The organism is Chitinophaga sp. 10T418, from assembly GCF_056394125.1.
In genome coordinates, this window is record NZ_JBFTHG010000008.1 from 245,148 (window position 1) to 258,153 (window position 13,006).

The 13,006-nt window shown below is 44.6% G+C and carries 10 protein-coding genes; 8 read left to right on the forward strand and 2 right to left on the reverse strand.

The window, feature by feature from the left end:
- Window positions 1-3: 3 nt before the first annotated feature.
- Window positions 4-1,722 (reverse strand): ATP-binding response regulator, encoded by a 1,719-nt coding sequence (locus tag AC1DCV_RS23650; RefSeq protein WP_477025461.1) that lies wholly within the window; start codon window positions 1,720-1,722, stop codon window positions 4-6.
- Between the two features lie 630 nt (window positions 1,723-2,352).
- On the opposite strand from AC1DCV_RS23650, the gene AC1DCV_RS23655 reads away from it, so the two are divergent.
- The 7 genes from AC1DCV_RS23655 to AC1DCV_RS23685 all read left to right on the forward strand — a co-directional run bounded on the left by AC1DCV_RS23655 (window position 2,353) and on the right by AC1DCV_RS23685 (window position 10,970).
- Window positions 2,353-4,725, forward strand: a complete 2,373-nt coding sequence (locus AC1DCV_RS23655) for a TonB-dependent receptor (protein ID WP_477025462.1) — start codon at window positions 2,353-2,355, stop codon at window positions 4,723-4,725.
- 33 nt (window positions 4,726-4,758) lie between these two features.
- Complete coding sequence (locus AC1DCV_RS23660; RefSeq protein WP_477025463.1) at window positions 4,759-5,997, forward strand: DUF4374 domain-containing protein; 1,239 nt, start codon at window positions 4,759-4,761, stop codon at window positions 5,995-5,997.
- Between the two features lie 22 nt (window positions 5,998-6,019).
- On the forward strand, window positions 6,020-7,246 hold the full coding sequence (locus AC1DCV_RS23665; protein WP_477025464.1) for a PepSY-associated TM helix domain-containing protein: 1,227 nt from the start codon (window positions 6,020-6,022) through the stop codon (window positions 7,244-7,246).
- Between the two features lie 190 nt (window positions 7,247-7,436).
- Entirely contained in the window at window positions 7,437-7,781 is a 345-nt protein-coding gene (locus AC1DCV_RS23670) for a nuclear transport factor 2 family protein (RefSeq protein ID WP_477025465.1), read from the forward strand.
- Between the two features lie 76 nt (window positions 7,782-7,857).
- Window positions 7,858-8,793: an NADP-dependent oxidoreductase gene (locus tag AC1DCV_RS23675; RefSeq protein WP_477025466.1), complete on the forward strand. Its 936-nt coding sequence runs from the start codon at window positions 7,858-7,860 to the stop codon at window positions 8,791-8,793.
- A gap of 141 nt (window positions 8,794-8,934) precedes the next feature.
- A complete protein-coding gene (locus tag AC1DCV_RS23680) occupies window positions 8,935-9,792 on the forward strand; it encodes a hypothetical protein (protein WP_477025467.1) in 858 nt (285 codons plus the stop codon).
- Between the two features lie 305 nt (window positions 9,793-10,097).
- Window positions 10,098-10,970, forward strand: coding sequence for an EamA family transporter (locus tag AC1DCV_RS23685; RefSeq protein ID WP_477025468.1), 873 nt, complete (start codon window positions 10,098-10,100; stop codon window positions 10,968-10,970).
- A 49-nt stretch (window positions 10,971-11,019) separates the two neighbouring features.
- On the opposite strand, the gene AC1DCV_RS23690 is transcribed toward AC1DCV_RS23685, so the two are convergent.
- Entirely contained in the window at window positions 11,020-11,598 is a 579-nt protein-coding gene (locus tag AC1DCV_RS23690; RefSeq protein ID WP_477025469.1) for an RNA polymerase sigma factor, read from the reverse strand.
- 162 nt (window positions 11,599-11,760) lie between these two features.
- Here AC1DCV_RS23690 and AC1DCV_RS23695 point away from each other — a divergent pair, with 162 nt between their 5' ends.
- Entirely contained in the window at window positions 11,761-12,777 is a 1,017-nt protein-coding gene (locus AC1DCV_RS23695; protein WP_477025470.1) for a FecR family protein, read from the forward strand.
- Window positions 12,778-13,006 lie beyond the last annotated feature (229 nt).

The following is a 13,006-nucleotide window of genomic DNA, read 5'->3' on the forward strand; positions in this document are numbered from 1 at the left end:
TGGCTATGCCATCACCACCAGCTCTTTCAGTATGTTATATAGTTGTTCAATATTTACAGGTTTACTTAAAAAGCCATCTGCGCCGGAAGCAATTACTTCTTCCCGTACTTCACTATAACAATTGCCGGATACCAGGATGAAAGGAATTTGCCGGAGTGCCCTGTCGGCTTTAAATTGTGCCAGCATTTCTATACCGCTGACGTGCGGCATAATCATATCCATTAAGATGGCATCTGGTTCATGGAGACGGGCTTTGGTGAAGCCTTGTGGACCTGAATCGGCGAGGATCACTTCTATGCCCATGCGTTTCAATGCGAGGGAGAAGGCGAGATGATTGAGATGATCGTCATCCACTACCAGTACTTTTAAACCACTCAGGAGAGAATAATCGATGATCGCATTCGCAGTGGGGGGTGGCGGAATGGCTTCTATCGGCAGGTGGAGGGTGAAGATGCTGCCGCCGCCATCGGTGTTGTCACTGACAAACAGATCACCTCCCATCATGCGTGCCATATGACGTGCGATAGGTAATCCCAGGCCACTGGACTCTGTTTGTTGTCCGAGTTCACTGACATAGGGATCAAAGATGTGTTCTTTTTTCTCTGCTGAAATGCCTGCTCCCTGGTCGGTAACAGAAAAAACGAGCTGATTATTTTTCATAGTGGCACTCACCGTAATGATGGAGCGGAAAGTAGTAAACTTGATAGCATTGCTGAGTAAGTTAACGATGATGGTTCGTAGTTTTGATTTATCTGCCAGGATATATTCGGGCAGGTGGTCGCTGAAGGCAATATTAATATGTACAGATCTTCTTTTGGCGAGGTATTCATAAGTGTCGCAGAGTTGCAGTATCCAGTCGGTGAACAGGAACGGCGATTTGCTGATTTCATCTTTCCCTGCTTCAATTTTTGACCAGCCAAGGGCATTGCTCATCACGAGCTGCATATCCTGGCAGGCAAAGTGAACCGCTTCCAGGTGGGCTATTCCCACCTGGACGGTTCGTTTCCCCCTATCCGCTGTTTCAATGTAGTTTTGCAGAATACTGTTGACTACATTCAGCGGAGATCTGATTTCGTGGGTGGTTTCCCGCACATATATTCTCATTGCCTGGTTGGCCTTATCAAGTTGATTCACCAAAAGCTGCAACTGTTTATTCTGAAACCTGCTCTCCCTGGTAAAATAATAGAGGGCAGTGCCGTTCAGGAAAGTGGCGGCTGCAATCACGAGCCAGTGAAGGCCCGCTTCGGTTTCCTTATCCAGTGGCAGCGGTGCAATAAGTCCTTGCCGGTAATTTATTTCTATTAACAGCAACATACCTGCGCTGCTGGTTAGTACAATGATTTGTGCCAGTGGGCGGTGAAATACCAGGAATACACAAAATGCAAGGAATGGGGCAAACAGGTAGATCTGTGCTGCCGGTCCCAGTATGATGCCAAAGTACCAGATAGATACACTGTGTAAAAAGAACATCAACTGCTGCCCGTATTCCGGCCGGCTGTGCCGGGTGATCAGCAATATGGAAAGAAACAAGGCGCTTTCCAGCATGGCCGGATATAATATGCTTTTATAGCCGGTCATATAATAGAGTAAACAGCCCAGCACAAATGCAAGCAGACTAGCACCAAGGGCCAGAGAATTGACAATCTTTATAATCCGTCCGGTCGTTTCATTTGCTTCGGCATCCTGACTGGTCATCCTGGGTATTACATTGGTTATCTTCATAGTTTCCAGGTTTTCAAATTCAAAAGGGGGCAGGTTTTCCTTCCTGTTTGCATTCAAGGTAGAAGAATGCAGATTATCAAGTGTAAATTCTTTGTTAACAACATAGTTGTTTTGCGAGAAGTTTAAAGTTACCGGGTGAAGATTTTAACAAGTAACGCACATTTTTAGTCGGGTTATAAACAATGTATTCATATACGGATTTAGAATTATATAGGAAAGTTCTTTTTTATCCGGATTCACTTAATTATTTAATGCAGGTACGGATGAAAAATCTGGAAGGTAAGCAGCAGACCATCCTGATAAAATATCATGTTGCGTAAGATGAAGTCGTACTAACGTGTACGCATAACCGAAATTTAACCCTGACGCAATGCGGAAAAATTCAGCAGCCTAAAAATTCCCGATGTCGAAAATGGTTTGTTAAATATTCGGGTACTTTTGCAAAAGAAATTTAATACCTATAATCAATACTGTATGTGAACACCTGGAACCATGCTGCCAGGATATACTTTTCATACACATACTGCGGAACTAAAATGAGACAGGAAACCAGTAGCGGATGTTGCGGAAACGCCCGCCTGATCAACTATTGCCAATACCTGCCGGAGACTTAAAAAAAGCTGTTTAAAAATGTATATCAGAAAAATTTTGCTGACAAGCATATTGCTATTCCTTGTCCTTTTTACTTATGCCCAGTCTGTTAGCACGGCTACCATTAGTGGCTATCTGAAAGACGCTGCCGGTACACCTGTTCCCGGTGCTTCCGTGAAACTACATAACAATAACGCCAACGCTATCTCTGATGTAGATGGATTTTTCCGCATACAAAAAGTGAATCCCGGTATACACATCCTCAGCATTTCTGCGGTAGGCTTTAAGAAAGCCGATCAGACACTGGACCTGAAGGCCGGAGAGGAAAAAATGCTGCAACTTACCATGACATTAGCTGTCAGTGAAATAAATACCGTATCGGTGATAGGTCGCTCTACCAGCCAGGAAGTAAACCGGCAGGCCTTTAATGTAACGGCCATTGATGCAAAGAAATTATATAACTCCACCCTGGATCTCTCACATGCACTGGATCGTGTATCCGGTATCCGCGTCCGCGAAGATGGTGGCTTAGGCTCCAGGATGAATTTCTCCCTGAATGGTTTTACCGGCCGGCAGGTGAAGTTTTTCCTGGATGGAGTACCTATGGATAACTTTGGCTCTTCTTTCCAGCTGAATAATATTCCTATCAACCTGGCAGAAAGAGTAGAAGTGTACAAAGGTGTAGTGCCTATCTGGCTGGGATCAGATGCTTTGGGCGGTGCTATTAATATCGTTACCAGCAATAACAAGCGTAGTTATATAGATGCTTCTTATTCCTTTGGCTCCTTTAACACACATCGCTCTACCCTGAATGCAGGTTATACCGCCAAATCTGGTTTTACGGTGCAGATAAATGCCTTCCAGAATTACTCCGATAACAATTATCGTGTACGCGTGAACGTAGCCGATCTGCTTACCGGTGAATATTATCCCCGTCAATGGGTAAGAAGATTCCATGATACTTATCATAATGAAACTATCATTGCCAATGTGGGGGTAGTGGGAAAGAAATACGCCGATAAATTATTATTCGGTATCACCATGGGACAGAACTACGCGGAAATACAATCCGGCGCAAGAATGGTCAGTGTATTTGGCGACTGGCACCGCAAAGGTGATATCCTGATGCCCAGTGTGAAATACCAGGTAAAAGACATCTTTGTAAAAGGATTGGACTTTAGCCTGACAGGTAACTATAACCTGGGACATGAACAAAATATTGATACGGTAAACCGCCGCTACAACTGGTTCCAGCAACATGTACCTAATAATGGTGCCGAAAGGGAACGGAGCATGTATAAATTCAGTAACAACAACGGACTGGGTACCGCCAATCTGAGCTATCGTTTAGATGACCACCATTCCTTTATCATCAATGATGTATACAGTACTTTCAGCCGCAAAGGAAAGGATGAATTATTTCCACAGGATGAGAAATATGATCAGCCCAAAAAAGTAAATAAAAACGTATTGGGTCTGGGATATAAATTTGATTACGATACCAGATGGAATACTTCCGTATTTGTGAAAAATTATTCACAACGCAACAGCTTCTCGCAAAGCTATAATCCAAGTGGTAACTGGGGTGATGTAGCCTATAGAAATCAGGAATCGAAATTTAGTAAACAGGGATACGGTTTGGCTACCACCTACTTTATCCTGCCCGTGTTACAACTGAAAACCTCTTATGAAAAAAGTTATCGTTTACCTGAAACAGAAGAACTGTATGGTGATATGATCAACCTGGAAGGTAATACAGACCTGAAACCTGAGAGCAGCAACAATTTCAATTTCGGGGTAAATTATCAGTTGAATATTAAAGGTGATCATCGTTTTCTCTTTGAGGCTAACTTCCTGTACCGCGATGCCAGCGACTTTATCCGTCCTATGTTGAATCCTAACCAGACCAGGCAAACAAATGGTAACCTGGCCAAAGTGACCAATATGGGAATAGACGGAGAGGTAAGATATTCTTTTAAACAACTATTTACTGCCGGAGTGAACATGACCTACCAGAACCTGCGTAACAATACGGAGTATGAGGACGGACAAAAGAATGTAAGTCCGCTGTACAGAGATCGTATTCCTAATATGCCTTTTCTTTTTGGTAATGCAGATGCGTCCCTTTTCTTTAGAAATGTACTGAAAAAAGGCAATACACTTACACTGGGTTATAACCTGTTGTATGTGCACGACTATTATCTCTCCTGGCCCAGCCAGGCAGAAGAGAAACTGGGAATTCCAAGACAGTTTTCCCAGGACGTAAACATGGTGTATAGCCTGGCCAATGGCCGGTATAATGTATCTGTGGAGTGTAAAAACCTGGTGGATAACAGACTGTATGACAATTTCACCTTACAGAAACCAGGTCGTGCATTTTATGCCAAGCTGCGGTACTTTATCAGTAAATAAATATCAATCATTTCAATTTCAATACGGATAGTGATGAAAAAAATAAGTAAGCTTTTATTCCTGTTTTGCAGTATCATCTTTGTGGGAATATCATGTGATAAAGAAGATACGATGGATGAGCCTTTTATAGAAGGAAAATTCCAGGGGCTGGCAAAATATGTAATAACAGCAACACCCATAGGTACCAGTGGTATTGCAGATGTTTTACTGACAACGGATAGCCTGGGCGGTGGCACTATTACCACTGCAGGTAATGGTATGGAGCAGGATGGCTCTTATCGCTACTACCTGACACATAAGGGAAGATTTTTTAGTCTCCTGTACGGACAGGGCAACCCGGGAGCGGTGACTACCTATCGCTTTACTACCAACGGTAAAATGGTGAAAACAACAGAGTTTCAGACAGAAACCGTACAGGTATTTGTTAAAGTAAACGATGAACTATTACTCATAAAAGTACCACGGAGTGGCAATGAAGTGGCCAGTACGTATCGTATTGATGCCATGAAATCAAGAATTGTGGGGCGTGGTAATATAAATATTGTTCAACTGGCTGCAAACGGAGAAAGGGCGCATTTCACCTGGGCTACCCAGGTAGGAGAAAAGGTATATGCTCCTTATATGAGCATCAAGGGGTGCTGCAGTGACGCATTTGGTACGGCGTATCCTGATAGTAGCTGGGTAGCTGTATTTTCTTACCCGGACCTGAAGCTGGAAAAAGTAATCAGGGATAACCGGACCAGCTATTTAGGCGCTTATTTCACCGATGGATTAGGCGTTACTGAAGAGGGGGATGTATATGGATTTTCACAGGCGGCTGCAACAAACGGTGGAAAAGTAACCACCACCAAGCCTTCGGCTATAGTGAGGATATTGAAAGGGACCACCGAATTTGACCAAAACTATTTCTTCAATGTGCAGGAAATATCCGGTGGTCATCATATTGCATCACAGGCTTACCTGGGCCACCATCAATTTTTACTGATGATGTATGAAGATGCCAGGGCCGTGAAAGGCAATCTTAAAATGGCGCTGGCAGATGTGGAAAAGAAAACGTTTACCTGGATAACAGGCGCGCCGGCGGCGATTACCAGTACTTCTGCCACCTATAATAACAATACCACTTCTGAAGATGGAAAAACCGGTTATATCGGTTTAAATACAGCGAATGGAAGTTGGGTATATAAAATAGACATAGCTACGGCAACGGCTACACGTGGTTTAACAGTGAACGGCGGGAAAATTACGGCGATTACAAAAGTGGAATATTAATAACCCGTTTAAGTAGAAAAATATGAGTAATTCAAAAAAAGTAACCGGGAAGAAATCCAATTCCAGGTCACTGTTTTATCGCATATCCGCCTGGCTGCATTTGTGGCTGGGCCTTGTGTCGGGTATTATTGTAGTCATCATTTGTATCACCGGCTGCATTTATGTATTCAATGAAGAAATTACCAGCCTGACGGAGCCGGAGGCCAATATTCCGGTACAGTCGCAGGCATTGATTGCTCCTTCGCAGATCATGGCGGTAGCGAATAAAGCGTATCCCGGTAAACAGGTGGGCTATGTATTGTACAAAGAAGGGAAGGCCGTAGAAGCTAATGTCGGCGGGCGTCGCGGTGGGTCTACCCTGAAACTGAACCCTTATACCGGAGCAGTCATCAGCAAAGTAGACCGCAAAGAAGGGGATGTCAGCTTTTTTCGCTGGATATTGAACGGGCATCGTTTTCTTTGGCTGCCTTACAAAATAGGACGTCCTATTATCAATTACAGCACCCTTATCTGCGTGATTACGCTGATAAGCGGGTTGGTGTTATGGTGGCCAAAAAAATGGAATAAAAGTACCCGTAATCAAAGTTTTAAAATAAAGTGGGGTGCAAGTACCAAAAGGATCAACTATGACCTGCATAATGTACTCGGATTTTATGCCCTGCTCCTGCTTTTTGCTATAGGCGTTACCGGTATGGTATACGGACTGGAATGGTGGAGCAAAGGGCTGTACTGGGCAACCTCGGGCGGGAAAACCATGCCTGAATTTGTAGAGCTGAAATCAGATTCTTTACAGGCAGGGAAAAAGCATTTTGATAACCTGGGGCAAAAGATGGACATCTCCTGGAAAACTGTAGTTGGCAAACATCCGGAGGCAGCAGGTTTTTACCTGGGATTCCCGGATACAACCAAAGCACAGGCGGCTATCAGCGTGATTGTATATCCTTCCCGGGGGCAGTATTATAACAATCAGCGCTACCTGTATGATCAGCATACGCTGGAGCCGCTTACAGGTAACAAATTATATGAACAGTCTTATCAGGAAGCTGATTTTGCCGGTAAGCTGAGACGCATGAACTACGATATTCATGTGGGCAGTATACTTGGTTTGCCCGGAAAGTTCATGGCATTTTTTGCCAGCTTAATCGGCGCCACTTTACCCATTACCGGGTTTATTATCTGGTGGGGCAAGGGAAGAAAGAAAAAGATAACGGTGCCTGCAAAAAAGGTGGCGCAAACAACCGGCGTATAAAAAGACAATCCGTCGTAGATTTGAAGAGAAGGGGTGCATCTGCGGATGTGCCTCTTTTTTTATGTGGAAATGAGTAACAAATGCGCCGTAACATGCCCTTATTGCGGAATTTTGTACCCTGAAACAGGTGAATCCGGTAGAAAAATAACGGTATGATTTTTTCGCGGTTATCATAAAAAAATAACTCATTATGGAAAAGATAAACCAGGTATCTGATAATGCGAAAGTGGTACTTTCACTGATACAAGCCATCAATGAAGAAGATTTCGATGCAGCAAAGCGTTTTGCCAACGAGGAAATGACTTTTGAAGGCGTGATGGGATCAAGGCAGGGCGCCACCGCCTACTTCGATGATATGAAAAAGATGAAGCTGAAATATGCCGTACAGAAGGTGTTTGTGGATCAGGAAGACGTATGTCTGTTTTATGATCTGACGATGGACGGTAAAACCATTTTTGGTTGCGCATGGTACCACCTGGATGGGGGAAGGGTGAGTTCACTGAAAGTTATTTTCGATCCGAGACCATTCCTCTGAAATGTACAGAATTTTCGTATAAATATACAGGTAATAGCCGCTTGCCAGCGTTACATTTGTTTTAAAATTGAGCACGATGAAAGCTATTATTTTGAAGGAACCTGGCAGCGTGGATCATTTACAGATCGTTGAACTACCAGTGCCTGTTATTGCCGCAGGAGAAGTGCTGGTGAAAGTAAAAGCCATCAGTATTAATCCGGTAGACGTAAAAACACGTATCGGTAAAGGGCAGTGGGCACGATTGAAAGATGAACATCCGCTGATATTKGGATGGGATATTTCCGGTGTCGTCATCGCTTCTGCTTCTCCTTTGTTTAAGGTAGATGATGAAGTATTCGGGATGGTCAATTTTCCGGGCCATGGCAGAGGGTATGCTGAGTATGTAGCGGCTCCTGCTGAACACCTGGTATTGAAGCCAGCCAACATTTCGCATGAAGCCGCGGCCGCGGCAACCCTGGCAGCACTCACTGCATGGCAGGGCATGACGTATTATACACCTATTTTACCCGGACAAAAAGTATTGGTACATGCAGCTGCCGGTGGCGTAGGACACTATGCCGTGCAACTGGCTAAACATTGGGGCGCATATGTCATCGGTACTTCTTCTGCTGCCAACAAATCGGTGGTACTGGGTTTGGGAGCAGACGAACATATTGACTATACTACCCGGCAACTGGAAGAGCACACAAAAGATATTGATTTTGTAGTAGACACGCTCGGCGGAGAAAACATTGATCGTTCGCTGCTGATCATGAAAGAAGGTGCCACCATTGTGAGTCTGCCTTCCGGTCTGAAAGAAGCGGTTACCGACAAAGCAGAAGCAGTGGGTTGCCATGGCTATCCTGTGGCAGTAAAATCCAGTGGTGCAGATATGGCGAAACTCGCGGATCTTTTACAACAGGGACAGTTGCTTTCCCATGTTTCCAGGATATTCGCCTTCGAAGAAATGGCTGCTGCACACCTGCAGATTGAATCCGGAAGAACCGTTGGTAAAGTAATTATTTTGCTATAAAACGACAACCTGCGCTGTGGTAGTTGCTCTGACAGCAGCGCAGTTGTTTTTAATTTATCTTGATATATTTTTTGATCTGCTGAATACCCTGAACCCTTTACATTTACGCTGCTTATGATTTAATCACTTATTATTATAACCATGCGTACCCTCAATTTCTTCATGCTGTCATCCCTGTTGCTATTGGCCATGGGATGCAAAAAAGATGCAAAAGACAACAAAGGCAGAAATAGTAGCCTTACTTCCAACGAGAAAATACCTGTAGAAATACAAATTAACCAGGTCGATAAAGGCGCCCGTAACAGTGGTCATTATTTAAGTGCCATCTACAACGGTGTTATTGATGCAGACGTTACTTTTAAAGTGCAGATACCCCGAACAGGAGGGCTACCGGACACCGTTATTACGGCGACTATTCCTGCCGGGTATAAAAACCTGATACGTGATAATCCTTCCGGTATGGGTAATATAAACCTGTTTGAATATTATATCGGCCCAACAGGTAATTTTGATGTGGATGAAAAGGTATTATCCATCCAAAGCCCGGATAAAAAGTATGTTTTCTCTTCGACCTATGATAAAATCAATTGTATAGAGTTGACTACCACCGTGTATTTCAAGGCCAATCATTATGTGATTAATTACAATGACTTCAGTTATGTGACGTCTGTGTTGTATCAAAAGGCAGATAAAAGTTATGCTTTCTCTTGTTATAACGCACTGAGAGTAAAATCCGGATTATCACAACCCGCTTTATTTGTGGGACAGAAAATAAAGATGCCTTACTTTAAGTTCTATTATGGTAACAAAGATTATGGTACCGAGGTGGATGCCAATGGGATTGCCCCTGGTTCCGGTTCTACCGTTGAATTTACGATTACCGCCATAGGCGATAAAACGTTTGACGCTATTTTTTCCGGTAAAGTATGGTCCAAAGCGGATGCGGATACCTCGGTGATAACAGAAGGTAGGTTGATGCACGCAAAATTACCTGAGTAATATTTTTTAAGGATGATGCGCCACCGTCGTAAAAACGGTGGCATTTTTTCATGCCGTATAGGAGTATTTAAAAAAATATTTCTACCTTGTAGCCATAATATAGCTCACATGCACCGCATATATTCCAGTACACCTCCTCCAGCTGTTGTTGTTTTGCAGGCAAAATAACCAGCATTTCTTCTTCTTAGCCGCTGTTCCTGTTGCAGGAATCAGTTGAATCATTGTATCTGTCTAAGTCTGTTGACCTGGTTATTTTTTCGTGCACCTACGTTTCTCTTTATTCTTTTTCTACACAAACGAAAATAATGATCAGGTATATATTAATGGTTTTCGCCGGGGCGTGCAGCTTTGGTATACTCTCTACTTTTGTAAAATTGGCTTACCGCGAAGGCTATACTGCCGCTGAAATCTCCGGTACACAAGCCTTCACCGGCATGGTGGTATTGTGGATCCTGTTATGGATGTATCAGAAAAATAAAGCCGCCCTGAGTGCGCGGGAATGGGGATGGTTGCTGTTGACCGGGGCGAGTATCGGATTTACCAGCTTCGTGTATTATGTGTCTGTGGCATATATTCCGGCTTCGGTGGCCATTGTGATACTGATGCAGTTTACCTGGATAGGATTGTTGCTGGAATGGAGTTTGTTTGGCAAGAAGCCTTCTTTGCTACAGCTGATTACAACGGCATTAATTCTTACGGGTACCTGGCTGGGTAGCGGATTGGCTACAGGCGGCACGCAGCTGGTATCACTGAAAGGATTGCTTTATGCCGGCGCTTCAGCCTTTTTGTACGCCATTTATGTGGTGGCCAACAGCAGGGTAGGAAAGCAGTTGCATCCACTGCAAAAAAGTGCGGTGATCATGACGGGATCCACCATGGGCATCCTGCTGGTGAATGCGGCCCCGCTGATCGCCAGCACACATTTTGATCTGGGCCTGTTGAAGTGGGCGCTGTTCCTGGGATTGTTCGGCACCATCATCCCACCGCTGTTGTTTGCAAAGGGGATTCCCAAAGTGGGCGCTGGCATCAGCGCTGTGATTATGACGGCAGAATTGCCGGTAGCCATTGTATGCTCGCATATGATACTGAAAGAACCGGTAAATGGCTGGCAATGGGTGGGAGTGGCGTTGATGTTACTGTCGATGCTATTGTTAAATGCGCCTGATTTCCGGCGATAGATAAAATATGGGGCTGGCTGAAGCAGTGGACTGTCTAGGCTGGCCCTTTCTACTGATAGAAAATTACAGAGAGCGCCACCAGGAGGCCATAGTCTTTGAATTCGTTGCGCATTACCTGTAAAGACTTCCCCATATGTTTCTCCACAGCTTTCACAGAAATGCCTAAGCGTGCTGCAATTTCTTTATTAGAGAGATGATCGCGGCGGCTGAGTAAAAACACTTCCCGGCTGCGCTCCGTTAATTTATCGAGTGCGAGGGCAAATCTTTTTTCCAGCAGTTTATAGTCGTAGGTATTATCCGTTTCTGCTATTTTTTCTATAGGCAGATGTTGATGATGTTGCTGGTGCAGCAGCGAATTCCTGAGCTCATTGAGTATCCGGTTGCGCAGGGCACCGTGAAGATAGGCACTGAAATTCTTTATGCCCGTGAGCGTAGCGCGGTTTTTATAGAGGGTAGTAAAAATGTCCTGCAACATATCTTCCAGCAGGTGAGGCACGGGGAATTTTTTGTAGGCATGATGATATAGGGCAGCAGCATGGCGCTGGTACAAGGTTTCAAAAGCCTTGTTGTCATTGTTTGCCAGTAATGCTATCAATTGTTCATCCTGTAATGCAATATACTCCGTCATTCTTACCACTTATGCCGGTGTCGTTAGGTGCCCGGCTGCCATAAAGTGCATAAGATATAAAAAAACGGGTGGTTCCCATCAACAATGGGCGAAAAATAAATTTTGCGCAGGGGGTAGGGTTGGAATAAAGTGGCGTGTCTATACCTGCAGACAACCAAAATAATGAGTGATCAACAACTGATAGGGCTATTGGAAAAATACCTGCAGGGGCATTGTACGGAAGACGAACGGACGGCCCTGGAATCATGGTACGAAAACTACCGGGCTGTTCAAACGCCGGATAGTGGCGATGCAGCGCCGGACCTGCTCCAGATGTATAACGATATCACCGATCGTTTAAAGAAGGAGGGGGAATGGCAGGAGCCGGTAGCCGCAGTAGTGCCTAAGATAAAACACCGCTGGTGGCAGCTAGCGGCGGCAGTAGTGCTGTTGGTGGCAGGCGCCGGTATATGGATGTTGCTACCCCGCGCAGACCGGCAGCTGGCGCTGGATACCAAAGAAGGTGTCCGGAAAAAGGTATTGCTGGAAGACGGCACCCGGGTATGGCTCAATGTAAGCAGTCACCTGACTTATCCTGCCAATATTGGCAGTGGTCACCGGGAAGTGTACCTGGAAGGAGAAGCTTTCTTCGAAGTCGCCAAAAAAGATCTGCATCCTTTTGTGATCCATACCACTGATGTGAATGTGCAGGTGCTGGGTACCCGGTTTAATGTAAAAGCATATGAAGGAGACGGGAGCATAGAAACCACGCTGGTAGAAGGTCATGTGTCTATCAGTCGTAATGGCAACAGCCTGGTGCTGGCGCCGGGTGAAAAAGCCATCCTCCGAAAGAAAACCCGGTTAACCAGTGAAATGGTGGTGAATGGCCGCATCGTTGACTGGGGAGATGTACTCCTCATCGTGGAAAAAGTGACACCGAATGTCAGCAGTCAGAAGGTGAGTGAACTCGTGTGGATGGATGACAGACTGGAGTTTAAGGATAAGTCATTTCCCGAGCTGGTGCGACTGATGAGCCGTTGGTACAATCGCAAAATCATTTTAACAGACACCTTCCCGGCCGATTACAGATTTAAGGGAACTTTTAAAAAGGAAACCGTCACAGAAGCATTGACAGCATTACAGGTAACAGCAGATTTCAATTATACCATAAAAGGGGATACCATTTACATACATCATTAGTCAACCAGATCAAAAAAAACAGTAACACGATGAAAAACTTTGTCCCGGTTCCACCGGAACCTGTATAACCACACGCCTTCCGCCAAAGAAAAAAGGGAAGCGTCGCCACACTTCCCTTTAAATGTCAAACATGGAACGAAACAACTAGTCCGTGCGGGATTTTCATTGTTTCAAATGTCTAACGTTCAATTCAAATGTATGAAAAAAACGCTGTGTTTAAAAACAGCCC